This window comes from Candidatus Planktophila versatilis, assembly GCF_002288345.1.
GTDB lineage: Bacteria > Actinomycetota > Actinomycetes > Nanopelagicales > Nanopelagicaceae > Planktophila > Planktophila versatilis_A.
Window position 1 is genome coordinate 462,597 of record NZ_CP016781.1, and the last position, 22,519, is coordinate 485,115.

The 22,519-nt window shown below is 50.0% G+C and carries 25 protein-coding genes; 13 read left to right on the forward strand and 12 right to left on the reverse strand.

Annotation, left to right across the window (positions count from 1 at the left end):
• Positions 1-10: 10 nt before the first annotated feature.
• The 5 genes from A1sIIB142_RS02375 to A1sIIB142_RS02395 form a co-directional block, all read right to left on the reverse strand.
• Positions 11-547 (reverse strand): uridine kinase family protein, encoded by a 537-nt coding sequence (locus A1sIIB142_RS02375; protein ID WP_095693518.1) that lies wholly within the window; start codon positions 545-547, stop codon positions 11-13.
• A complete protein-coding gene (gene pnuC, locus A1sIIB142_RS02380) occupies positions 513-1,103 on the reverse strand; it encodes a nicotinamide riboside transporter PnuC (RefSeq protein ID WP_095693519.1) in 591 nt (196 codons plus the stop codon). The genes A1sIIB142_RS02375 and pnuC overlap by 35 nt, the downstream gene beginning before the upstream one ends.
• A gap of 98 nt (positions 1,104-1,201) precedes the next feature.
• Positions 1,202-2,080: a phytoene/squalene synthase family protein gene (locus A1sIIB142_RS02385; RefSeq protein ID WP_095693520.1), complete on the reverse strand. Its 879-nt coding sequence runs from the start codon at positions 2,078-2,080 to the stop codon at positions 1,202-1,204.
• Positions 2,081-3,565: a phytoene desaturase family protein gene (gene crtI / locus A1sIIB142_RS02390; protein ID WP_095693521.1), complete on the reverse strand. Its 1,485-nt coding sequence runs from the start codon at positions 3,563-3,565 to the stop codon at positions 2,081-2,083.
• Positions 3,565-4,650: a polyprenyl synthetase family protein gene (locus tag A1sIIB142_RS02395; protein ID WP_095693522.1), complete on the reverse strand. Its 1,086-nt coding sequence runs from the start codon at positions 4,648-4,650 to the stop codon at positions 3,565-3,567. The genes crtI and A1sIIB142_RS02395 overlap by 1 nt, the downstream gene beginning before the upstream one ends.
• Positions 4,651-4,672: 22 nt before the next feature.
• On the opposite strand from A1sIIB142_RS02395, the gene metF reads away from it, so the two are divergent.
• Entirely contained in the window at positions 4,673-5,542 is an 870-nt protein-coding gene (metF, locus tag A1sIIB142_RS02400) for a methylenetetrahydrofolate reductase [NAD(P)H] (protein WP_095693523.1), read from the forward strand.
• Entirely contained in the window at positions 5,539-6,165 is a 627-nt protein-coding gene (locus A1sIIB142_RS02405; RefSeq protein WP_095693524.1) for a CDP-alcohol phosphatidyltransferase family protein, read from the forward strand. Before metF ends, A1sIIB142_RS02405 begins: the two co-directional genes overlap by 4 nt.
• Here A1sIIB142_RS02405 and A1sIIB142_RS02410 read toward each other — a convergent pair.
• The 4 genes from A1sIIB142_RS02410 to A1sIIB142_RS02425 are packed head-to-tail and all read right to left on the reverse strand — an operon-like array spanning position 6,162 to position 10,266.
• A complete protein-coding gene (locus tag A1sIIB142_RS02410; RefSeq protein ID WP_095693525.1) occupies positions 6,162-7,670 on the reverse strand; it encodes a phytoene desaturase family protein in 1,509 nt (502 codons plus the stop codon). The genes A1sIIB142_RS02405 and A1sIIB142_RS02410 overlap by 4 nt on opposite strands.
• The gene (locus A1sIIB142_RS02415; protein WP_095693526.1) at positions 7,667-8,740 is read right to left on the reverse strand and encodes a glycosyltransferase family 2 protein; all 1,074 of its coding nucleotides are present in this window, start codon (positions 8,738-8,740) and stop codon (positions 7,667-7,669) included. Before A1sIIB142_RS02415 ends, A1sIIB142_RS02410 begins: the two co-directional genes overlap by 4 nt.
• A gap of 6 nt (positions 8,741-8,746) precedes the next feature.
• Positions 8,747-9,553, reverse strand: a complete 807-nt coding sequence (locus A1sIIB142_RS02420; protein ID WP_095693527.1) for a carotenoid biosynthesis protein — start codon at positions 9,551-9,553, stop codon at positions 8,747-8,749.
• 14 nt (positions 9,554-9,567) lie between these two features.
• A complete protein-coding gene (locus A1sIIB142_RS02425; RefSeq protein ID WP_095694130.1) occupies positions 9,568-10,266 on the reverse strand; it encodes a spheroidene monooxygenase in 699 nt (232 codons plus the stop codon).
• A gap of 22 nt (positions 10,267-10,288) precedes the next feature.
• Here A1sIIB142_RS02425 and A1sIIB142_RS02430 point away from each other — a divergent pair, with 22 nt between their 5' ends.
• Together A1sIIB142_RS02430 and A1sIIB142_RS02435 are read left to right on the forward strand one after the other, a co-directional pair.
• On the forward strand, positions 10,289-10,954 hold the full coding sequence (locus A1sIIB142_RS02430) for an aquaporin (RefSeq protein ID WP_095693528.1): 666 nt from the start codon (positions 10,289-10,291) through the stop codon (positions 10,952-10,954).
• Complete coding sequence (locus A1sIIB142_RS02435; RefSeq protein WP_095693529.1) at positions 10,955-11,353, forward strand: arsenate reductase ArsC; 399 nt, start codon at positions 10,955-10,957, stop codon at positions 11,351-11,353. It begins immediately after the preceding gene.
• Here A1sIIB142_RS02435 and A1sIIB142_RS02440 read toward each other — a convergent pair.
• Positions 11,350-11,838: a YbaK/EbsC family protein gene (locus A1sIIB142_RS02440; protein ID WP_095693530.1), complete on the reverse strand. Its 489-nt coding sequence runs from the start codon at positions 11,836-11,838 to the stop codon at positions 11,350-11,352. The two genes, A1sIIB142_RS02435 and A1sIIB142_RS02440, sit on opposite strands and share 4 nt — an antisense overlap.
• Before the next feature lie 29 nt (positions 11,839-11,867).
• On the opposite strand from A1sIIB142_RS02440, the gene A1sIIB142_RS06575 reads away from it, so the two are divergent.
• A complete protein-coding gene (locus A1sIIB142_RS06575; RefSeq protein ID WP_190283287.1) occupies positions 11,868-12,017 on the forward strand; it encodes a hypothetical protein in 150 nt (49 codons plus the stop codon).
• On the opposite strand, the gene A1sIIB142_RS02445 is transcribed toward A1sIIB142_RS06575, so the two are convergent.
• Entirely contained in the window at positions 12,014-12,754 is a 741-nt protein-coding gene (locus tag A1sIIB142_RS02445; protein ID WP_095693531.1) for a sulfite exporter TauE/SafE family protein, read from the reverse strand. The two genes, A1sIIB142_RS06575 and A1sIIB142_RS02445, sit on opposite strands and share 4 nt — an antisense overlap.
• Before the next feature lie 72 nt (positions 12,755-12,826).
• Positions 12,827-13,249: a DoxX family protein gene (locus A1sIIB142_RS02450; protein WP_095693532.1), complete on the reverse strand. Its 423-nt coding sequence runs from the start codon at positions 13,247-13,249 to the stop codon at positions 12,827-12,829.
• A 193-nt stretch (positions 13,250-13,442) separates the two neighbouring features.
• On the opposite strand from A1sIIB142_RS02450, the gene A1sIIB142_RS02455 reads away from it, so the two are divergent.
• From A1sIIB142_RS02455 to A1sIIB142_RS02490, 8 genes are all read left to right on the forward strand, one after another.
• Complete coding sequence (locus A1sIIB142_RS02455) at positions 13,443-13,721, forward strand: DUF6504 family protein (RefSeq protein WP_095674681.1); 279 nt, start codon at positions 13,443-13,445, stop codon at positions 13,719-13,721.
• A 2-nt stretch (positions 13,722-13,723) separates the two neighbouring features.
• On the forward strand, positions 13,724-16,960 hold the full coding sequence (locus tag A1sIIB142_RS02460) for a DNA polymerase III subunit alpha (protein WP_095693533.1): 3,237 nt from the start codon (positions 13,724-13,726) through the stop codon (positions 16,958-16,960).
• Positions 16,957-18,147, forward strand: coding sequence for a DNA polymerase IV (gene dinB / locus A1sIIB142_RS02465; RefSeq protein ID WP_095693534.1), 1,191 nt, complete (start codon positions 16,957-16,959; stop codon positions 18,145-18,147). Before A1sIIB142_RS02460 ends, dinB begins: the two co-directional genes overlap by 4 nt.
• Before the next feature lie 36 nt (positions 18,148-18,183).
• The gene (locus tag A1sIIB142_RS02470) at positions 18,184-18,531 is read left to right on the forward strand and encodes a DUF3040 domain-containing protein (RefSeq protein ID WP_095693535.1); all 348 of its coding nucleotides are present in this window, start codon (positions 18,184-18,186) and stop codon (positions 18,529-18,531) included.
• A gap of 192 nt (positions 18,532-18,723) precedes the next feature.
• Positions 18,724-19,155, forward strand: a complete 432-nt coding sequence (mraZ, locus tag A1sIIB142_RS02475; protein ID WP_095674685.1) for a division/cell wall cluster transcriptional repressor MraZ — start codon at positions 18,724-18,726, stop codon at positions 19,153-19,155.
• A 201-nt stretch (positions 19,156-19,356) separates the two neighbouring features.
• Positions 19,357-20,298: a 16S rRNA (cytosine(1402)-N(4))-methyltransferase RsmH gene (gene rsmH / locus A1sIIB142_RS02480; RefSeq protein ID WP_095693536.1), complete on the forward strand. Its 942-nt coding sequence runs from the start codon at positions 19,357-19,359 to the stop codon at positions 20,296-20,298.
• A complete protein-coding gene (gene ftsL / locus A1sIIB142_RS02485; protein WP_095674686.1) occupies positions 20,298-20,708 on the forward strand; it encodes a cell division protein FtsL in 411 nt (136 codons plus the stop codon). Before rsmH ends, ftsL begins: the two co-directional genes overlap by 1 nt.
• Positions 20,701-22,506, forward strand: a complete 1,806-nt coding sequence (locus tag A1sIIB142_RS02490; protein WP_095693537.1) for a peptidoglycan D,D-transpeptidase FtsI family protein — start codon at positions 20,701-20,703, stop codon at positions 22,504-22,506. The genes ftsL and A1sIIB142_RS02490 overlap by 8 nt, the downstream gene beginning before the upstream one ends.
• The last annotated feature ends 13 nt before the right edge of the window (positions 22,507-22,519 follow it).

The following is a 22,519-nucleotide window of genomic DNA, read 5'->3' on the forward strand; positions in this document are numbered from 1 at the left end:
AAGACAAATTCTAGGTAGTGAGTATGAAATCCGCGGCGTTCTGCGTACCTTCGAGGTGAAAGTGTTGCTCCTGCAGTGTGAGCCACTTCTCCATCGGAACTCTTATTGATTCGCCATCGCGCGCGATAACCCGCGCCAAACCTTGCTTATCGTTGATATCTATCCAGATTAAGGCAGCGAGTGAAGAGCGGATAGAACCTTGCCCGCTTCCCACACCTTCTAAAATCAATAATTGCGTGCGCGGCACTTCTTTTGCTTCATCGAATTTTGCCTCACTCCAGTTGTAGGAAGAATAGGAAATATTCTCTGATTTCTTATGTAATCCGACGATATTCGATAGGACTGATGAGAAATCTTCATCGAGTGCGCCATCCCAGCCATCGTAGAGATCATCCATATGAATCACGGTGGTGGAAAGTGATGTGGAAAATGCGAGTGCCAGGTTTTGTGCAAGGGTGGTTTTGCCACCACCTGCCGGCCCATCGATTGCAATGATGGGTTGTGCTACACCTTTACAGAGATCTAGTAGCGCGGCGGTGAGCTCCATACCAACTGCTCCATCCCAGTGCTGCCATGATTGTAAAGAGTACATAGAGCAACGTTGTAAAGAGTAACCCTTGTGAGGCATAGAGGGCGACGTATCCAGCATCGACTACCAGCCAGAGCGGCCAGGTCTCATACTTTTGATAGACCATCAGCATTTGCGCGGCAAAACTTCCAAAGAAGAGAATGGCATCAACGTAAGTAGAGGCTGCTCCCAAAGACTTAAGTACTGGGCCAAGTGCCAGAGTGGAAATCAAAATCGCAGCCAGGATATAGAGGCGATAAGAGTTCTTTACTGGTCCTGGTTTAGCACCGGTTGGTTCCCAGCCAAACCAGCCAATGATGGCTGCTGCAATAAAAATCAGTTGTAGAGCGGCACTGGCATAGAGTTCATACTGCAGAAAGAAGACGCCATATAAAACGCTACTTGCCGCCCACCATGGCCAGGTAACTCGCTTTCGAGTAATGCCCAGTGCGACGCCGATGAATGAGACTAGGGAAGCGATGAATTCGAGATAAGAGACGTCATATCCCCATGCGGTAAATAGAGTTGAAAACAAGATACACCTGCCATTTCTAGATCCGCATTACCGGACCAGTCAGACGGTCGACTTCAATGAAGTCCTCTCAGCCACCTTGGCTCCCGTGCGTGCAAACTCTAACCGATACGAGCCACAATTGCCTGCAAAAAAGCAAGGCCAGCTACTTTGGCACGGCGAGCTGTGGATGTCTTGGCCCGCCTATTAAATATGTCATAGCCAATGGCTTCGACTTCATCGACGATGCCGCAGTAGAGCTCACTGGCGGCACGAATACATGGGCGAGACTCCTTATCCAAGTATGAGATTCCCACCTGTGACTCTGCTTGCAATTGGCGCACGCGCGCGATTTGAAACTTAAGTGCTGCAACAATCTCGGGCGTTAACTTTCTACGTTCTAACATCTCTCTATCAACACCGAATTGCGCAAGTTCTTGCAAGGGTAGATATACCCGGCCGCGGTCAAGATCCTCACTCACATCACGGATGAAGTTAGCAAGCTGGAATGCAATCCCTAACTTCTTGGCCGCTTCAAATGCTCGCTCATCGGAATAGCCAAGGATGGGAACCATCTCAAGGCCGATGACGGCGGCAGAGCCATAGACATATTCAAGTAAGTCTTCATATGTTTGGTAGTGCGTGACGGTTAAGTCCATCTCCATCGAGTGTAAGAAATCCACGAAGTGCTGATGGGGAATAGCAAACTTTTTAGCCGTATCTACTAAGGCTCTGCCAATGTGATCAGTGGAGCGCCCTGCCGCTAAATCATTTAATACACCGGTACTCCAACTGCGAAGCGCGTCCGCCTTCTCTTGGGGCGTGAGCGTTGATGCTAGATCATCGACAATTTCATCGGCATAACGGGCAAAGCCATAGAGGGCGTGCACGTATGGTCGCTTGTTCTTGGGAAGTAGTAGCGTCGCTAGGTAATACGTCTTGCCATGCAGCGAGTTCAGGCGCTTGCATTCAAGGTAAGACGCTTGGAGCAACGCATCCATTTACTTGACCGGACCCACAATGCGTTCGGCGGCAAGGCGACCTGAGATGAGAACCATCGGAACTCCCACACCTGGTTGGGTGCCACTGCCGGCAAAGACGACGTTTTCAAAACCGGCGGCAATATTGCGAGGTCTAAATGGACCGGTTTGGAAGAAGGTATGTGCGCTAGCAAATGGTGCACCCTGCTCCATACCTTGTCTCTGCCAATCAAGTGGGGTTGTCATTACTTCGGTTTCAATGGCAGCGCCAAAGCCGGTATAGCCACGCTCTTCTAAAGTCTTAATCATGGAGTCGCGGTAAGGCCCGGACTGTTTGTTCCAATCGATATCTGCAGTCAAGTTAGGAGTTGGAAATAAAACGTAATACGACTGCTTGCCAGCTGGTGCCAAGCTGGGGTCGTCATGAGATGGCACTGTGACAAGCACAGATGGATCAGACATCAACTGCTTCTTCTTAATCAATTCATCGAAGACGCCATCCCAAGATTTACCAAAGTGAATATTGTGGTGGGCAATATGGTCATATTTCTTGGAAGAGCCCACAAGGAGGGTGGCACATGATGGTGAGTACTTCAGACGCTTGATATTTAGTGGTGTCTTGCCAAGTAGCTCGCGCCACACCACCGGCAGATCTGGGTTCATCACAACTACATCGCACTCAATGCGCTCACCGGTATTGGTAAGTACCGCTTTCACGCGACCATTCTGCTTATCAAGTAAGGTCACTGTGGTGTTGTATTTAAATTCAACGCCGTGCTTAGTTGCCGCAGCTGCTAGTGCTCGAGGAACTGCGTGCATTCCACCCTTAGGAAAGAAGACACCGTTGACTGAGTCCATATAGGCAATGACGGCATAAATTGCTAAGGCCTGCTGCGGACTTACACCGGCATACATGGCCTGGAATGAGTAGACCTTTTGCAGACGAGGATCTTTCAGAAATTGATTTACCTTTGGTTGCAGACGTTTGAAGCCACCGAGTGCGATAAGCCGAGCCAGGTTAGGTGTGAGTAAGTTCAGGGGAGAGTCAATATTTCTATCAATAAAGTCATTCATTTCATACTTATATAGCTTGGTGACAAAATCAACGTAACGACGATAGCCAAGTGCTTCTTCGGCAGAGACTTTGGTGCGAATCTCTTCTTCCATCTGCGCGGTGTTGGCATGGACATCAATTTGTGAACCATCGGCATAGAAGGCGCGGTATAACGGAGAAAGTGGCATTAGCTCAAGCCAATCCTTCATATCTTCACCAACGCATGAGAAGGCATCTTGAATCAGGGATGGCATTGTTAACACAGATGGCCCGGTATCAAATGAGTATCCATCTTTTTTAAGCAGACCATTTCGTCCACCAGGCACAGATTCACGTTCAATAACGGTGACTTTTCGCCCGGCGCCAGCAAGTCGCATCGCTGCGCTGAGGCCAGCTAAACCGGCTCCGACAACAACAACATGATCGGTAGGGCCTTTTACACGTGCAACCATTAGTGACTCCTGCGGATAGCGCTATCGGCAAGTGCCAATAGAAAAGGTTGAGCATCTGCGGCAATGGCAGATGATTGAGCTGCAATCTTTGATTCTGTCGCCAAGCCGTCGATGAGCTTTTCAACCTCTGCCACGGCGCCAGTTTCAGTGATGATGGTACGCAACTCCTCGATTCGCTGCACGGTGAGAGTTGGGTTGCCCAGGTCACGTTGCAATTCTCGCCGAGCTGGTGCACTGGCTTTTTCTAGCGTCATCGCCATCAATACCGTGCGTTTTCCTTCGCGTAAATCATCACCGGCCGGCTTTCCGGTCACATCAGGATTACCAAAGATTCCCAATAAGTCATCGCGCAATTGGAAGGCTTCTCCGAGTGGCAGCCCGTATGCCGAAAGAACATTGAGCAGTTGGCCGTGTTCACTCTGTGCCGGGCTTGCAATCACTGCGCCCAGGTGAAGCGGGCGCTCGATGGTGTATTTGCCAGATTTATACCGAGCAATACGTAGCGAACGTGCAACGCTAAATTCTTTCTCTCCGGCTTCTCGCACATCGAGATACTGACCGGCCATTAATTCAATGCGCATCTCATCGTGAATCAGCAGCGCCGCCAGCAAGCTCTCGTGCGATAACCCTGCGTTATGTAACATGTGATCAGACCAGACCAAAGCCAAGTCGCCAAGTAACACTGCAGCTGCTGCGCCAAATTGTTCTGGAACTCCCGCCATAGATCCTTGTCTGTGTAGTGATTCAAAGTGGCGATGTATGGCAGGTTTTCCACGGCGGGTATCTGATCCGTCCATGAGGTCATCATGAATAAGTGCGCATGCTTGCAAGAGTTCTAGGCTGGCCATTGCACGAATATCTGTGCGAGTGGGCGTAGCGCCGGCGGCCATAAAGCCGGCGTAAGCAAAGAGCGGACGAAGTCGCTTGCCACCTTCGAGTAGATAATCTTCGAGTGCATCGCAGACCGGAATTAACTCAGATGCGATGCTGGTCAGGTAGTCGCGCTGTTCTGCCAGGTAGTGGGTGAGCTCTTCCTTGACGGCGCTGCGCACGCTATCGATACTTGAAGTGAGCTCTTTATCCACGGCGCAACGATACTCTGAGGCAGTGGAGAAAAGCAGCGTGCGAAGTGGAGTTACGTACTCCTTTGAATTTTTCCCGCCTAAGGATGTCGAAGGTGAAGCGCGGCTCTGGTCGGCGATGTCGCAACTGGAATCAATATCCCCAGACTTTATCTCTGTGACCTATGGTGCAGGTGGAAGTACGCGAGATCGCACCATTCGCATCACTTCTGAAATCACTGCGCGAACACATATTCCCACCGTTGCACACTTAACCTGTGTGGGCTCAACGCGCGATGAGCTAGGTGAAATTCTTGGAAAATATCGCGATGCTGAAATCACAAGCATTTTGGCGCTGCGTGGTGATCCCACCGGTGGACCGCGAGCACCATGGGTTCCCACGCAAGGCGGACTCAATCACGCAGATGAATTAGTCACCATGGCAGCTGAGTTCGGTGGATTCACAATCGGTGTTGCAGCATTTCCTGATGGCCATCCGAGTTCTCTTGGAGATATTGATAAAGATATTGAAGTCTTACTTGAAAAGCAGCGACGCGGTGCAACATTTGCAACCACGCAATTCTTCTTTGAAGTAGATAAATGGAAAGCGCTGGTCGATAAGTTAGCGGCCAAAGGTTCCAGCCTTCCCATCATTGCTGGCATCTTGCCGGTGACAAATGTGAAACAACTTAACCGGATGGCAGAATTGGGTGGAACACCAATTCCTTCATCCATTGCAGAGCGCTTTGCAGCAGTAGAAAATAGCCCAGAAGATGTCAGTAAATTAGGTGTGGAGATAGCCACAAATCTCTGCCATCAATTACTAGAAAGTGGAGCACCAGGACTTCACTTCTACACAATGAATTCATCAACTGCTACCCGTGAGATTTATGCACAGATTAAAGATGAACGATGAGTGCACTGACTGAGCAAGAATTCAAAGAGCGCTGGAGCGCTCTTCATGGGGGAGCGGCGATTAAAGGCGCAGTTGCTGGCTGGCTCAGCTTTTCCTATCAAGTTGCACGCGTATGTACGGCGCTGAAGTTCACCCCAAATTTCTTAACTCTCCTTGGACTCGCAACTGCTGTTGCGATGGCATTTTCAACAAGTGCTGGCATAGCACTAGTTCTTCTTGTCGTCTCACTATTCTTCGATGGCATCGATGGAAGTGTCGCCATTGTGCAGGGGCGCGAAAGTAAGTGGGGCGCAGTTCTTGATTCCATTGCTGATCGCATCTCGGAAGCGTGTTGGCTCTACTTTGGTTGGACTGTGGGAATTCCGGCCTGGGCAGCAATTCTGATGTGGACGATTGCATCAACCCAGGAATATGCCCGGGCGCGACTTGCCTCCCTTGGCCACTCTGAAGTTGGAGTTGTTACGGCAACAGAGCGTCCGGTGCGAGCAATCTTCCTGGCACTTGTTCTAATTATTTTTATCCTAGATATTCCAGGAGTTACTTACATTTCCTACGCCTTCATACTTCTTCTTCTGGTCAGCTTCGTGCAAGTAATGAGATTTGCCAAGAAGACCTTGTCTTAATCGAGAATTGCGTTAGCAACTATTTCGGCGCTTAACCCAACTAGTGGCAAGCCGCCACCAGGATGGGCAGAGCCACCAACTAGATAGAGCCCTTTAATAGGAGAACGATTTTTCGCTCGCGAGAATGCTGAACGCGCTCCATTACTTGAACTTCCATAGATTGAACCACCTGGTGCATGCACGCTCTCTTGTAAATCAAGTGGGGTGCGAATTTCAAGAACTTCTAGCCGCTCACGCACCGCAATTCCAGTAGCCTCAATCTGATTGATGATTGAGTGGGCATAGCGTTGGTTAAATTCAGCATCACTCCAATCGAAACCACCTTCGTAGGGGTCATGTCGTGGTGCATTAACTAAGACAAACCAGGCTTCGTGTCCAGCATCTTTAACCATCAGCGGATCTCGTGGGGCGCAGATATAGATAGTAGGTTTTTCAACGGGAGTTTTGCTGGTGAAGATTGATTCAAATTCGAGATCGTAATTTTCAGGAAAGAGAATTGTGTGGTGAGCAAGTGGTTCAGCTGTACTCGGTTTGAGCCCCAAGAGCAGTGAAAATCCAGCAAGGGACGGCTCTGATTTTGCGAGCTGCTTACGAATCTTTACCACTTTATTTGTCGGTGCCATCAGGTTGTTATAGACAAATTGGGCATCAGCATTTGCCACAACGCGATCAAATTCTTCATGATGGCCCTGGACCACAACGCCTGTGACAGTACCCGACTTAGTTGTGATTTCATCAACGTAGGTATTTAGGCGAATAGTGACTCCAAGTTTTTCACAGCGTTCTGTAATCTTTTCAGAGAGCGTGCCAACGCCACCTTTTACATGCCAAGCACCAAAAGCCTCTTCTACAAATGCGATAGTGGAAAGCACAGCCGGTGCCACCCGTGGATCTGAGCCGCTATATGTTGCATAGCGATCCATGATCTTGGCCAAATAGGGATTGCGAATTCCGATTCCACGCAGTGATTTCCAGGGGGCAATCGTCTTGAGATCGCGCATTAACCTGGGTCTTTTAAGTAATGAGAGCGGAGATTTCAACTCTGATTCCACGAATGGTCCACGCGAGACATCCCACATCGCCTCTGCTTGGCGCATGAGCGCATCCCATTCAAGGGCAGCTTCTTCTCCAAGTGATTCAGAAATTGCGGCCAGAGTTTTCTTGCGAGAAAGATTAGAAAATTTCACACTCTTGCCATCATGGAAGCGGTAATCAAAGGAAGGATTTACTTCTTCAATCTCAAGAACGCGCCCCATGACATCTCCGGTGCGCTGAAAGAAATCACGATATACAGCTGGCAGAGTCAGAAGTGAGGGCCCGGTATCAAATGCATAGCGGCCAATCCATTCAGTTCGGCACTTTCCGCCAGTGCGATTGGAGCTTTCAAAGATTGTGACGAGATGACCTGCCTTTGCTAAGCGAGCTGCCGTGCAAAGTCCGCCGATACCTGCGCCCACAACTGCAATGCGTTCAGGCTGTTTTACCTTTCCTACGTGTCCGGTCATACGGTGCGACCTTTCCACTGAATACTTCCGCGCTTGGCCCAAGAGTAAGCGATGAGATAGAGAAGAAGCGCCGCAGATAGTGGATGCAAGAGTGCGTAGAGCGGATTAGAACGAGCACGAATAGCGCTGAGTGCTCTCGTTAATGCAATGCAGAAGAATGCGATCCAGCCAATGAAGTAGCCATCGAGTATGAGAAGCAGTGGTGCTAGACCGGTTGCTGCAATAAATAGCGAAGCAACAATGGCGCCGAGTGCGCCACCGAATGCTTTGTGAAGAGATTTGCCGTAGCCCTGGCGAATCTCATCAAAGCTTGTATACATGCGCGTGTGTGAAATCCCGGAACCTTCAGTCACTACGCCTGAAAACCCGGCGGTAATCAGTGATCTAGCTAGTTCTACATCATCAAGAATCTTGGCTGAGACAGATGTAAAGCCATCAATTGCACTCAAAGCTTTGGCGCGGATAAGAAAGAACTGTCCATTAGAAACCGCGGTACTTCGATGTGGGACTTTTTCGGCCAGGCGCAGAATGACAGTGCTCATCCAAGACCAGTGCAGTAGAGGCTGAATCAATTTTTCACTGAAAGTGCCTGCGATTTGGCGCGGATATGGTGAAATAAAATCTAGTGATAGATCTTGGAGTTGATTGACCGCACGCGAAATGGCATCGGGTTCTAATCGCACATCGGCATCGAGGCAGATAATGACTTCACCTGTGCTTCTTGCAAAACCAGTGTGGAGGGCAGAGACTTTACCGAGCCAACCTTCGCGTGGCCCATCGGCTTCAATCACAGAAAACCGAGAATCCGCACCGATTGCTGCTTTGAGCACCTCAGCTGTGTTATCAGTTGATAGATCATTAATGATGATTACTTCAAGCTGGGCAACACCTTTTTGTGCCACTAGCGCTGCAACACACGGGCCGATATTGGCCTGCTCATTGCGTACAGGCAGCAGCACGGTTACTGGCGTGGAAACCGCCGCCTTATTGCGAGGAATTCGAATGGTAAAGAAGTTAAAGAGTGCGATGAGCAAGATGAGATAACACAGGACAAAGAGTGCAAAGCGCATCAGAGGCTAATCTTTATTACCGAGCCAGCTGGAGAAGAAGTACGGCGTAAGAATCACTCCCATCACAAATCCAGCGAAGACGGCCAAGCCTGGGCGATCAAAGAAGAAGAGATTGCCGATGAACCCTGAGAACCAAGTCCAAATCAATAGCGCATCGACAGCAACAAGTGAAGCGCTCTCTTTGCGTCGCTCGCGCGGCAGAATCAGATGCAAAATTCCGGTTATGACTAACCCGGAAAGTAACCAACCAAAGGCATTGGAAAGTGGAACATCGGGTGTGAAGGGCACGTGTGCACCAGGTACTTCCCACGTCCAACGACCGGCGGCAACCATCTGTGGATCAAGAAATAAATCCCAGGCCATCAGAAGTGCCCCACCGTAGATAAATACCCAGTGGGTTGTGACTCGACGCGCTGCTATGAGTGCTGGATGCACCATCATTAACCAGGCAAAGGGAACAACGAGTGGAACACCAAAGAGTGCAACACCTAAAGATGAGTCATATTCATAAGTACCAAAGGGCCACCCAGTATGTAAGCCAAGGGATTCTATTCCTAGGCCGAAGAGAAATACCGCTGGCACATATCGTGAGGAGTATTTGAATCCATAAGAGAGATGACCATGCAAAATCATGGCCAGGGCCCCGGCATAGACAGTTGCGATTGTGACAATACGAAGTGCTTCACCGCCGATGAGCGGATAGGAAATCTGCAGAGCAATAGTGAGTGCAACGAGTGAGTAAAGGAAGTTGCGAGTTTTCGGGGAGACTCCGCCACGGCGTCTGCGACGTGGGTTGTAATGGCGGATCGACATGGGTCAAGTCTGCCTTACTTATGGGTAATCGAAGAAATCTCACCTCGAAGTTCCAGGACTTCAAAGCGGGCAAAGAGTTCTTCGCTATACCAATCAATATCTTTAGTCTGTGCTATCGCCTTTTGATGTGCGGCGCCCTTATATGCAAAATCTCGCAGGGCAGATGCGGATTCCCATAGTGAGAAAGTCCCTTGTAATCCGATAGGTGCTTCGCCAATTCCTATGGCAGCAATAAAGCCTGGGGATTGATGCAAATCAGTGACAACAGGAGGTACTGATTTCCAAAAAATGAAGTTCTTACTCCACTTAATGCGCGCACGTGTAATCGCAGCAATCTTTGCATCAGCGTTTAGTTGTGGCGCTGTGAAATCAAATGGGTTCTGCTTCGCCCACAGCCCGTGTGATGACAGAGGAGTGAGCACTGCGCGAAATTCAGAAGTCGAACGGCTGCGCCAGGCATTAATCATTGAAGATTGATCAAAGGTGGGGAGCTGGTCTTTTTTAATTACGACCACCATGCCCCAGCGATAGAGATTTGCATCATTGGGTGTAAATGTTTCACCGCTGCCGGTGCCCAGCATCTTGGCAAATGAAATTCCGGTGAACAATCGCGCGCGCAGAGCGTGGCTTGCCATGCTCATAAAGGCGAAAGGGATACTCTTACTTTTGACGGTAAAGAAGTAAGCGACCGTGACTCTCTCATCGCTACTCATAGGCAAAGGATACCCAGCATCCATGTTGAGCAGAAAGTTAACCAGTGAATTTCTAGGCACAGCCACCCTGATTGCCACAGTTGTGGGTTCTGGAGCGATGGCCACAGCGCTAAGCAACGATGTTGGAATCCAGTTGCTGATTAACACCATCGCAACTGTCTTTGTCCTCTACATCCTAATCACCTTACTTGGCCCCATCAGTGGCGCCCACTTCAACCCTGTTGTTACTGGAGTTGATTTTTTCACCAAGAAAATCAAGGGCAAAGAGTTTTCGCTATACATCATTGCGCAACTGGCAGGTGCTGCAGTTGGAGCAATAGTTGCCAATCTGATGTTTGAGTATTCTGCAATTTATATTTCAGAAAAAGAGCGCACCGGTGCCCATCTGCTGCTCGGTGAAGTCATTGCCACAGCGGGTCTGATATTAATTATTCACTTAGCGCTCAAGCAGAAGGAAGATAAGAAAATTGCCCGCTTGGTTGCCGCCTGGATCGGAGCTGCCTACTTCTTCACCTCCTCAACCTCCTTTGCCAATCCAGCGGCGGTCTTTGGCCGCATGTTCTCAGATACCTTCTCTGGAATAGCACCTAAGTCAGCGCCGCTATTTGTACTGGCCGAAATTATCGGCGGCCTGCTCGGATACCTAGGATTTAAAGCACTCACCTCTAAAGCTAAGTCAGGAAAATAAATGAGTAAGCCAAGTGTTCTCTTTGTCTGCGTTCACAATGCAGGTCGTTCCCAGATGGCAGCGGGTTTTATGCGCGAGCTCGGCCAAGGTCGTGTTGAAGTACTCTCTGCCGGCTCTGCGCCAAAAGATTCCATCAACCCAGTCGCAGTTGCAGCGATGGCTGAAATCGGAATTGATATTGCCAATAACACTCCCAAGATTCTTACACCAGAAGCGGTGCAACAATCAGATGCCGTGATCACTATGGGCTGCGGTGATTCCTGCCCTTACTACCCAGGTAAGCGTTATGAAGATTGGGTACTTGATGACCCTGCCGGACAAGGAATTGAATCTGTGCGCGTGATTCGTGATGACATTAAGGGGCGAGTAGAGAAGTTACTTGCGGAGTTACTCGCTTAATTGCCAACGACCATTGGCTGTGCGCCGGTGCAGGTAATGAGCTCTGCATAAGTGGTTGGGTAAACCGCATGCGGATGGCCGGCAGCAGCCCAGACGATGTCGTAATCGTTTAACGCTTCATCAATAAGGATTATTTCTGGCTTGGAAATCCACCCTAATGGGCTCACGCCGCCGACTGAATAACCGGAAACTTCCTTCACATAATTAGCATCTGCGCGGCCTAGTTCTGTAATTCTTAAATTCTTAGCAACCAACTCGGTATCAACGCGATGACGGCCACTAGTGATGATTAGAAGTGGATTGCCGGATGGAAGTTTGAAGATTAGCGATGATGCAATTTGGCCAACTTCTATGCCAAGACCATTGGCAGCATCGATAGCGGTGCGCGCAGTTTCAGCAAGGATATTTACCTCACCTTTCACACCGAGCTTTGTGGCTGCTTCCTGAAACCTTTTAACTGCAGCCTTCTCCAGAATTCCATCCATAGGTGAACTTTATGAGATAGCGTCGCCATATGTCTTTGGGTGCTCTGACTATTTATCAGCGGGGGATTCGGGCTCGTAATGCGCTCTGGGCATCATTTTTCCTCCTTGGCTTTGCCAGTCGCGCTATTTTTGTCGTTGCCGTACAAGTTAAATACATCAAGGTGCGCGAACTTAATTAAATCCAAGTAGTAATCACGGTAAAGGTTGCCAGGGCAAAGAGCAGGTAGGCAAAGGATGCGCGCAGGACTTTAGGGTTGGTGCGATGGGCCTGCGATGATGCAATTTGGGCAACAACAATGGCGGCAGCCCCAATAAAGATTGGGATATGCCACTGCACATCGTTCCACTGATCTGGGCGGCCCAAGAAGGCGGTGAGTGAGTTGATGCAGATAATAAAAAGTGCGGTTCCGGCAGCGACTACTTGCGGTGTTCCAAAGAAGAGCACGAGTACTGGTAGCGCTATGAATCCGCCGCCTATTCCGAAGAGTCCGGTAATGGAGCCAATAACTAGTGACATCACTATGAGCACTGGTATGGGCATGCGCTTTTGTTCTTCAAGTTTTGGTGGGCGCAACATAGAAGCACCGGCAACTACCAGCACAACAGCTAATCCAGAAGTAATAAATGCATCAGGTAATTTATCTGCAATCGATGAGAAGCCGAGGTTGGTAATGAGCCCGAACGCCCAGATTACTAAGGCATCGCGATAGAGCACCTGCTTCTTGCGTGCTTTCGGAATGACACCGGACGCAGCTGCCAGAAAGACTACTGCGATTGCAGCCGTGGTTGCTTCGTTCGGGTCAAAGCCAAAGCCATAGATGAGAATCGGCACAGCGAGCATTGCTCCACCTGCGCCAACAAAGCCAAGTACTGCGCCAATAAATGATCCAGCAATGAGGGCTCCGAGGATTTCCATAGCCGCATCTTTCCATGAGAATGCGAAAGCCCCCACGATTTCTCGCAGGGGCTTTCGTGAATTACTGGCTAATTAGAAGTTGAAGAATGCAAGATTTCCGACGCTTGGTCCCAAATCTGTCACTGTTCCCCATGCGATGAGAGCGAAGAGGATAAGTGAAGCTCCGGCAAGTGCGATGTCCTTGTTAAAGGCGATCATTTCGTTCTGCTTCGCTGTTGGATCAGTCTCTTTCCAGAAGTTATGGAATATTACTGCGGCCAGGATGAGCGTGATTGCGAGCAAGAGCGCGCCAAGGTCTACCCAGAATCCGGCTGCGATGTAGATACCGCCAAGCAGGAAGAAGAGACCAGAAATCATTACTCCGAGCTTTGCAGCCGGTAGCTTCTTGTACTGGGCATAACCTGTCATCGCTTCAAGCTTTGCAAAGTGAGCGATACCTGATGTCACAAAGATAAATGCGAAGAGGATTCGCCCGATTACTAGAACTGCGTTCAATTGATTCTCCTAAAAGTGGGGGTGGGTCTTACTGCTAAGAGTAGTTGAAATTTCAACTATATTTCGCCGCGCCACGCATGATCGGGCTGCCTAGTTGAGCGTGAATCGAGGGGGAGTTGCCCTTGTCAGAGCTCTGGACTACTTTTCGAACATCTGTTCGAATATCCACAGGTACCAGGGGAAGTAGTAAAAGATGGCAGCAGAAGTAGTAAGGCCGCACGAGGTCCTATCCGATGGTGGGCTCACACCCATTGAATTCACCTTTAAAGGTAAGCGTTTTCGTATCCATGCAGTTTTATCTAGATGGTGTGAAGCAGGCGGATGGTGGAATCGCATTAGCGATGGAAAGTTTCGCCCCGATGATCAAGCGCGCGCACTCTGGACGGTGGAGGCGGCGCCGATTGGCGCGCTGACAACCTTCCAACTCGAACGCGATGAGACAACGGGTCAATGGATTATTAGAGCTATCTAACCATGAGCTTTATTCACTTACGCACAGCAAGTGCCTATTCATTTAAATATGGCACTACTCAACCACGCGATCTTGTTGCTCGCGCATCTGAATTCGAGATGCCCGCTTTGGCACTAACAGATCGCGATGGCCTAGCTGGCGCGATCCGTTTTACTAAGGCGTGTGTAGCTCATGGCATCGCACCGATTATCGGAATCAACCTGCCGATCTATCTGGGCGATACATCGGGTGTCTTACCGCGCGTCACAATCTTGGCGCATGGCGATGGGGGATGGCGCAGTTTGGTGCGCTTGATGACCGGCATACATATGAATACCGATAGTCGAAAGCCGGTACTCAAACCCGAGCTCCTTGAAAAATTTAGCCAGTACACATCTCAGCTGCATCTGCTTCATGGCCCGGAATCACCGGTATCGCAGGCGATTGCCGCCCATCGCTTTGATAGCGCCCTTGATATCTTTAATCAGACCCGCGATCTCTTTGCTGACCATGCCATCGAATGCGTCTCGCACTTGGTGGCCGGTAATGGACCGCGCTCTACCGTGCACGCAGCGCGCAGTCTTATCTTTGCCCGCGATAACGATATTGATGCGGTGATTACCAACGCTGTGCGGATGCGTGATCGCGCTGATGGTCCGGTTGCTGATGTCTTAGATTGCGCTCGCCAATTAGTGCCGCTGCATCCACGCAATGTTGAACGTCGAAATGCGGAAGCCTATTTAAAGAGCAGCGATGAAATGATTGCACTCGCTGCTGAAATCGCACGCGCAGCAGGTGAGCGCACGCCACGTTTACTACTTAAAACAACGCGTCAGTGGGCCGAACGCGCAGTCTTATCACCACATCGCGATATTGGGTTAGGTGCCATTCATCTACCGGAAGCCCATGTTGTGGGCGCTGATTCACCTGCTGCAATGCGCACACTTTTGCGTACTCGCGCTGAAGCAGGAATCAATTGGCGCTATCACGATGGCGTCACCATCGCAAAGGCGCGGGCACGTCTTGATGATGAACTGGCAACAGTTGCAACGCTGGGATATGAGTCTTACTTTCTTACCGTTGCCGATATCACCGATATGGCGCGCGCTGCCGATATTCGGGTGGCAGCACGTGGCAGTGGCGCCGGTTCATTGATCTGTCACCTACTTGGAATCTCTGGCGTTGATCCGATGCAACATGGGCTACTCATGGAGCGTTTTTGTTCACCGCTGCGCCGGGCGCTACCTGATATTGATATTGATGTTGAATCTGCAAGACGCCTTGAAATTTATGAGATGGTCTTTAAACGTTATGGCGCCCAGGATTGGAGTAAGCCAGGTGCTCTTTCGCGGTGTGCCACAGTTGCCATGGTTGATACCTACCGCGCCCGCCATGCAATTCGCGATGCCGGAGCGGCGCTGGGCATGCCGGCGATTGAGATTGATTTATTGGCAAAGTCGATGCCGCATATTCGAGCCGGCAATATTGATGCCGCGCTGAACTCGCTACCTGAGTTAAAGAATATGAATACATCGGCGCCTTTAACTCGGGCAACGATTGCTCTCGCTGCCCGCCTTGATGGTCTGCCGCGCCACCTTGCCATGCATCCATGCGCGATGGTCTTATCTGATGCAGCTTTCCTTGACCGGGCACCGATACAACTCAACGCTGGTGGCTTTCCGATGGTGGAATTTGATAAAGATGATGTGGAAGATATTGGTTTACTTAAGCTCGATATCTTGGGCGTGCGGATGCAATCGGCTATCGCACACGCCGTGCATGAAATTAAACGAATTGAAGATACCGAAATAGATATCGATGCCGTGCCACTCGATGATGCCGATACCTATAACCTGATTCAATCAACGCGCACACTCGGTATCTTTCAAGTAGAGAGCCCCGGGCAACGCGAACTTGTGGGCAAGTTAGAGCCACGCACATTTAGCGATCTGATTATCGATATCTCACTCTTTCGACCAGGGCCGGTCAAAAGTGACATGATCCGCCCATTTCTTGAAGCCAGACATGGCTTTACTCCGGCACGCATCATTGATCCCGACTTGCTTCCCATCTTGTCGGAAACTGAAGGTGTTGTGGTCTTTCACGAACAGGTAATTTCAATCATCTCGGTCATGACTGGTATTTCACTTGCCGCCGCTGATGAGAAACGTAGGGCTTTGGGGGATAGGAGCGGTCAACAAGAAGTCTGCGACTGGTTCTTTCCTGCTGCAACCCAGCGCGGATATGAGTTACAGGTCATCACTGAAATCTGGGAAGTATTGCGCGCCTTTGCATCCTTTGGTTTCTGTAAAGCACATGCGGCTGCCTTCGCCCTGCCCACCTATCAATCAGCCTGGCTTAAAACCCATCACCCAGCTGCATTTATGGCTGGGGTCTTAACGCACGACCCCGGTATGTATCCCAAGCGACTCATGCTCGATGAAGTGCGCCAGTTAGGTGTGGGTATCGCACCGCTTGATATCAATAAATCAGCTGCTGATTACCACGTGGAGCGCACCCTCGATGGTGATGCAATCCGAATCGCTTTCGCTACCGTTGCTGGAATTTCTGCAAAAGAAATTGCATCCATTATTGCTGGTCAGCCCTATATCGATCTCGCCGATTTCTACCGCAGATCTGGCGCCTCAACTCCAGTGATTGAAAACCTTATTCTCACTGGGGCTTTTGATTCGGTGCACAGCAATCAACGCGATCTGCTGCTGCACTTTAGCGATCTTCAGAAATCTCCCGTCACCCACCTTCCTGGTTCCCAACTCACCTTTGGTTTCGCACCACCTGCACTGGAGAGCAGTGGTCTGGCACCTATGAATGCAGCTGAGAAAGTTCGTAGTGAGATCAAGCATCTGGGTATGGATGTCACCGAACATATGCTTAGCTTTTATGCGCCATTTCTTAACGCAATTGGGGCGGTGAAATCATCGGATTTACTTTCCTTGCGTTCGAAGTCTTCGGTACTTGTGGCTGGCGTGAAAGTTGCTTTACAAACTCCGCCGGTGCGCTCTGGTCGCCGCGTTATCTTTCTTACCTTAGATGATGGCTATGGCTGCAGTGATTCCACCTTCTTTCCTGATGCGCAAGTCGATCACGCATCTACCTTGTATTCGACATCGCTGCTTTTGGTGCGTGGGCAAACTCGGCGCACAGGTGCACGTGGCATATCAATACGGGCAACAGCGGTGTGGGACTTAAGCCTGGCCTACGAAAAATGGCGCGTGCATAGAGATAGTGTGGCGATATGAGTGAAGAGCTGGTGCAAGCAACAATCTTGCATGTAGATATGGATGCGTTCTATGCATCTGTGGCTGAGCTCGATAACCCGCAATATAAAGGTAAAGCCCTTGTTGTTGGCGCTGGTGTGCGGGGCGTAGTTCTTTCGGCAAACTATGAAGCGCGTAAATTCGGTATTCGCGCTGCTATGCCGGTGGGACGAGCAAAGCGCATGGCTCCTCATGCCATCTTTATCGCACCAGAGCATCATCGCTATGCCGAAATTTCAGAGCGAGTGATGACGATATTTAACTCCTTCACACCCCTTGTTGAACCCATCTCACTTGATGAAGCATTTCTTGATGTGACAGGTGCGCAGAAATTATTTGGTGATGGACGCGAGATTGCCGCCAAGATTCGGGCGCAGGTAGAGCAGGAAGAGGGAATTACCTGTTCGGTGGGAATTGCACAATCTAAATTTATTGCAAAGCTAGCATCGCAACACTGCAAACCTAATGGCATGCTAGAAATCAAATCAGATCGAATCTTGGAGTTTTTACATCCACTTCCGGTGCGGGCGCTATGGGGAGTGGGCCCTAAGACAGCTGAATCACTGGATCGACTTGGGCTACATACTGTTGCCGATATCGCCAATACTCCGCGCTCCACTCTCGTGCGAGCCCTCGGAGATGCCACCGGTGAATCACTCTATGAACTTGCCTGGGGTCGTGATTATCGAAATGTGATTCCAGATGAGCCAGAGAAAAGTATTGGCAATGAAGAAACTTTTGCCCGCGATATTGATAGCCCGGAAGAGATATTGGCGGAGTTCTTGCGCATGGCAGAGAAGGCAACGGCGCGTTTGCGAGAGCGCGGCTTATTTGCCAAGACCGTGACGATGAAGATTAAGTTTGCAGATTTCACAACACTCAGCCGAGCCAAGACTTTACCTATCGGAATCGATGGCACACATGAGACCTATGAAATTGTGAAGAAGTTATATCTAGCCCTTAACAATGAAGGTGCACGGATTCGCCTGGTTGGGGTCTCACTGAGTAATTTGCTTGATGAGGCACCGGTGCAGCTAGAACTTGGAGCGCGCGAGCGCGGGTGGCGCGATGCCGATACCGCTATCGATAAGGCGAAAGCCCGTTTTGGCGGGGGCAGCGTGCGCCCAGGACGGCTGATTACGGGGGATTCTGGCGATAGTGAGGCGTAAGTAGCGCAAGAAAAAGAAGTGTTCTACAGTGTGTATATGTCTTTATCTGATCGTGAGCGCCGCTTATTGGCCGAGATGGAAGCTGCCCTAGCAACTGATGACCCAGGGCTAGAGTCAAAGTTGGCTGGCTCCACCATGACTGCTACCAAGCCTCGCCTTCTGCTCGCACTGGCCCTGGTCGTTCTAGGCATTGGCGTCATATTTGCCGGCCTGATCTCAAAGACCACCCCAGTGGGAGTAGTGGGCTTTCTGATCTCCCTCACCGGAGTCCTTACCCTGGTTCGCTCCCTTGGCGCTGTGGCAAAAGGCGCCCCACGTGCTAAAACTTCCCGTAAATCACTTTCCCAGCGGTTAGATGAGCGTTGGGAACAACGAGATCTCTAAGTAAGCGCCATACCTCACCAGCCCTGACCCTACGGTCGGGGCTTTTTTACGCCCATTTTCAGCCCAACTTGAAAGGGGAGGGGGAGGGAAAATAATGGCAGAAAGTGGTGATAAAAGGGGGAAAGTGGTGTAAAGTGGGGAATTGAGCGGGAATTTCACGCTTACGCCACTTGGGGAAGGGGTTCGATAGCGATGTTTCTCGGTACTCACGAACCACGCCTTGATGAAAAAGGACGGCTGATCCTTCCCGCCAAATTCCGGGAAGAGCTCTCACCAGGTCTAGTCATTACTAAGGGTCAAGAGCGATGCCTCTATGTATTTCCCGCAACTGAATTCGCAACGATTACCGAGACCTTGCGGCAAGCACCTGTGACTGCAAAGAGCGCTCGCGATTACCAACGCGTGATGTTTGCCGGCGCCCACGATGAAATTCCTGATCGCCAAGGTCGCGTGACGATTCCACAAGGACTTCGCACCTATGCCGGTCTTGAAAAAGAGTGCGTAGTAATTGGCGCCAATACCCGCGTTGAAATTTGGGATAGCGCTGCTTGGAATGAATACCTCGCTGATCGCGAAAAGAGTTTTGCTGATGTTTCTGAAGAAGTTTTTCCGGGACTTTTTTAAAACATCAGCAAAAAATATTTATAACTGAATAAGAAGTTCACAACTAAATAGAGCGCTCATTTGTGGCCACCGCCGACCTCTCCTTACCAGTTGGGCCGGCAGCGACGTCCCTTCCCCGGCGTCGCTATCGCAATAGATCCGTCGGCCGGCGGTGACCAGAACTGAGCGCTTAGCTAGAGACATCTGAGAACGGGGGAGAAGATGCAACACATTTCTGTAATGCGCGATCGTTGCGTAGAACTCCTTGCCCCTGCAATTGAAAAATCAGAGAACCCAGTTGTTATCGATGCAACTCTTGGTTTAGGTGGACACACTGAGGCGCTTTTAGCGAGATTTAAAAATCTCACCGTCATCGGTATTGACCGAGATGAAATCGCGCTGGGTCGAGCGACAGAAAGACTTACCCCATATGCAGATCGATTAAAGACTGCCCATTGCGTCTTTGATGAAATTTCTGCAGTAGCAAAAAGCTTTGGTTTTAGCCATATCAATGGCGCCCTCTTTGATTTAGGGGTTTCCTCCATTCAACTTGATGAATCAGAACGTGGTTTTTCCTACTCCCAAGATGCCCCTCTTGATATGCGTATGGATCGCAGTCAAGGAATTACCGCATCTGAAATCGTTAATACCTACGAGCCAGGCAAATTAGTTCACATTCTTCGCGCCTACGGGGAAGAGAAGTTTGCAACCCGCATCGTTGAAAACATTGTCAAAGCCCGCGCCAAAGCGCCCTTAAATTCAACGACTGAACTTGCCACGCTAGTAAAAGAGAGCATTCCGGCCGCCACTAGGCGCACCGGTGGGAATCCAGCAAAGCGCACCTTTCAGGCCCTACGTATTGAAGCAAATGATGAACTTGGAGCAATTTCGCGCGCTCTTCCCGATGCCCTTGATTTATTAATGGTCGGCGGACGCTTAGTTGTGATGTCGTTCCAATCGCTGGAAGATCGCATCGTAAAAGAGATTTTTGCCGAAGCATCAACATCTAAGAGTCCGCGCAATCTTCCAATCGAACTTCCGGAATACGCGGCCAAATTCTCACTTGTCTTTCGTTCAAGTCAGACCCCGTCGGAGGAAGAGCTAGCGAGCAATCCACGCTCTGCTTCAGTTCGTCTTCGCGCAATAGAACGGGTGGCTGCCTAATGTCACTAGCAACTGCCCGCGCGCTATTGCCTTCGCGCACACCGGCTAAGAATCGTAAACCGGTGGGGGAGCGAACTGCCGATGTCATTCTTGGGCTATTTCCTGATGTGAATAGCGGAGCACGCGCTACTCAGAAATACTTTGCCAAGTTTCTGACAATTGTCAGCTTAGTTGGATTTCTTGCACTACTTGGAATCAATACCTTGCTCGCGCAAGATGCCTTTACGCTCTCGAATCTTAAATATGAAGCTAAACAGTTGGCAGATCAACGAGATGCGATTAATCGCGCTATCGATTCACATGCGGCGCCAGAAAATCTTGCTGCCGCTGCCACGCTGCTTGGGATGCGCCCATCTGAGACACCGGTATTCCTAGATCTCACTCCTGCGGTGGGTGCAACCAATGGGTAATCTGCGCCTGGCTCATTCAAGGATTGCCATCCTTGTTACTGTCATCTTTGGCGTGCTTATCCTCTTTGCCTGCCAGCTTGTTCGCGTGCAAGTGATTCAAGCCAATGCATATCAGGCAAAAGCTGCGAATGAGATGCAATCCACGAGAGTCATACCTGCCCCCCGTGGTGAAATCACCGATGTTAACGGAATTGGCTTTGCTCGTAGCGTCTCTGCTATCAATATTGTGGTTGACCAAACTCAGATTACCGATCCGGCCCGGGTCGCAGCATTTGTTGCTCCGATTTTAAATCTACCGGCCGAAGATATTCAAAGCAGCATTACGGGTACTCGAAAGTATTCAATTGTGCTTAAGAATGCGCGTCCAGCGCTCTGGGATCAACTCACAGAAGAGCTCTATAACTACAACAAAACACTCGCGGGCAAGGAACTTGAGAATCGAATCATTGGTTTCTTTCCAGAACGTGTATTCATTCGCGAATATCCATCCGGTTCCCTGGTCTCATCACTGATCGGTTTTGTGCGCGCCGATGGCATTGGCGCATCAGGACTGGAATCAGGGCAGAACTCATTGATTACCGGCACCGATGGTCGTTACTCCTATGCGCGTGGGTATGGTGCTGAAATTCCGGGTTCGCAGCGCGAACTAGTCGCGGCCAAATCAGGAACCAATATTCGTCTCACAATTGATCGTGATGTTCAGTGGGTTGCAGCCGAAGCTATTGCGACAGCGGTAAAGGATTCGGCGGCGTCGAATGGAACGGTCATCGTGATGGATCCAAAAACGGGTGAAATTATTGCCCATGCAACTGCACCCACCTTTAATCCCAATAATACAAAAAGCGTTGAACTCTCACTGATGCGAAATCCATCAGTACAAGATGTGTATGAGCCGGGCTCGACTGGCAAAGTAATGACGATGGCAGCAGCACTTGAAGAGAAAACAGTTTCGCCCACAACAGTCTTTACCGTGCCTTACATGCTTAGACGTGGTGGTGAGGCATTTCATGACCATGAAAAACATCCCATTCAACATCTGACTACTTCCGGAATTCTTGCCGTCTCTAGCAATACTGGAACTATTCAGGTGGGTGAAACTCTCAGCCACGATACTTTATATAGCTATTTGCGAAAGTTTGGAATTGGATCAAAGACTGGTTCTGGACTTCCGGGTGAATCAGCTGGCCTCTTACGTCCCGTCTCGGATTGGTCCAGAACAACAGCTCCCACAGTTGCTTTCGGTCAAGGGTATTCACTGACAGCAATGCAAGCGACGAGTGTCTTTGCCACTATTGCAAATAATGGAGTTCGTGTTTCTCCCACAGTGATTGCTGGAACAAGTGATGCATCAGGACACTTCACGCCAGCTGCCAATAGAAGTTCCACGCGAGTGATCAGTGAAGACACAGCGGTAAAGCTACGAATCATGATGGAGAGCGTTGTCTCAGCCAAAGGTACGGCGCCGAGTGCGGCTATTCCTGGTTATCGAGTGGCTGGTAAGACAGGAACAGCAAACCGATACGACCCAAACACTGGTCGCTACAGCGGTTACACCGCATCTTTTATTGGATTCGCACCAGCAGATGCTCCTCGATATGTCATCAGTGTTACTTTGCAGGATCCCAAGAATGGCCACTGGGGCGGATCACTTGGTGGACCAGTATTTAAGAAGGTAATGACTTTCGCATTGCAATCAGAAAATGTTGCACCCACTGGAACCAAGGTGCTGCCGGTGGCGCTGACTAAATCAGAGCTGGCACGAGCTCGCGTCACACAGATTGCGACGAAAACCCAATGATTCGCCCGCTTAC

Excerpts from the sequence above, each read along its gene's own strand:
- A1sIIB142_RS02375 (WP_095693518.1), bottom strand. The coding sequence starts at position 547 with ATGGAGCTCACCGCCGCGCTACTAGATCTCTGTAAAGGTGTAGCACAA.
- A1sIIB142_RS02385 (WP_095693520.1), bottom strand. The coding sequence starts at position 2,080 with ATGGATGCGTTGCTCCAAGCGTCTTACCTTGAATGCAAGCGCCTGAAC.
- crtI (WP_095693521.1), bottom strand. The coding sequence starts at position 3,565 with ATGGTTGCACGTGTAAAAGGCCCTACCGATCATGTTGTTGTTGTCGGA.
- A1sIIB142_RS02405 (WP_095693524.1), top strand. The coding sequence starts at position 5,539 with ATGAGTGCACTGACTGAGCAAGAATTCAAAGAGCGCTGGAGCGCTCTT.
- A1sIIB142_RS02410 (WP_095693525.1), bottom strand. The coding sequence starts at position 7,670 with ATGACCGGACACGTAGGAAAGGTAAAACAGCCTGAACGCATTGCAGTT.
- A1sIIB142_RS02415 (WP_095693526.1), bottom strand. The coding sequence starts at position 8,740 with ATGCGCTTTGCACTCTTTGTCCTGTGTTATCTCATCTTGCTCATCGCA.
- A1sIIB142_RS02420 (WP_095693527.1), bottom strand. The coding sequence starts at position 9,553 with ATGTCGATCCGCCATTACAACCCACGTCGCAGACGCCGTGGCGGAGTC.
- A1sIIB142_RS02425 (WP_095694130.1), bottom strand. The coding sequence starts at position 10,266 with ATGAGTAGCGATGAGAGAGTCACGGTCGCTTACTTCTTTACCGTCAAA.
- A1sIIB142_RS02430 (WP_095693528.1), top strand. The coding sequence starts at position 10,289 with ATGTTGAGCAGAAAGTTAACCAGTGAATTTCTAGGCACAGCCACCCTG.
- A1sIIB142_RS02435 (WP_095693529.1), top strand. The coding sequence starts at position 10,955 with ATGAGTAAGCCAAGTGTTCTCTTTGTCTGCGTTCACAATGCAGGTCGT.
- A1sIIB142_RS02440 (WP_095693530.1), bottom strand. The coding sequence starts at position 11,838 with ATGGATGGAATTCTGGAGAAGGCTGCAGTTAAAAGGTTTCAGGAAGCA.
- A1sIIB142_RS06575 (WP_190283287.1), top strand. The coding sequence starts at position 11,868 with ATGTCTTTGGGTGCTCTGACTATTTATCAGCGGGGGATTCGGGCTCGT.
- A1sIIB142_RS02445 (WP_095693531.1), bottom strand. The coding sequence starts at position 12,754 with ATGGAAATCCTCGGAGCCCTCATTGCTGGATCATTTATTGGCGCAGTA.
- A1sIIB142_RS02455 (WP_095674681.1), top strand. The coding sequence starts at position 13,443 with ATGGCAGCAGAAGTAGTAAGGCCGCACGAGGTCCTATCCGATGGTGGG.
- A1sIIB142_RS02460 (WP_095693533.1), top strand. The coding sequence starts at position 13,724 with ATGAGCTTTATTCACTTACGCACAGCAAGTGCCTATTCATTTAAATAT.
- dinB (WP_095693534.1), top strand. The coding sequence starts at position 16,957 with ATGAGTGAAGAGCTGGTGCAAGCAACAATCTTGCATGTAGATATGGAT.
- A1sIIB142_RS02470 (WP_095693535.1), top strand. The coding sequence starts at position 18,184 with ATGTCTTTATCTGATCGTGAGCGCCGCTTATTGGCCGAGATGGAAGCT.
- mraZ (WP_095674685.1), top strand. The coding sequence starts at position 18,724 with ATGTTTCTCGGTACTCACGAACCACGCCTTGATGAAAAAGGACGGCTG.
- rsmH (WP_095693536.1), top strand. The coding sequence starts at position 19,357 with ATGCAACACATTTCTGTAATGCGCGATCGTTGCGTAGAACTCCTTGCC.
- ftsL (WP_095674686.1), top strand. The coding sequence starts at position 20,298 with ATGTCACTAGCAACTGCCCGCGCGCTATTGCCTTCGCGCACACCGGCT.
- A1sIIB142_RS02490 (WP_095693537.1), top strand. The coding sequence starts at position 20,701 with ATGGGTAATCTGCGCCTGGCTCATTCAAGGATTGCCATCCTTGTTACT.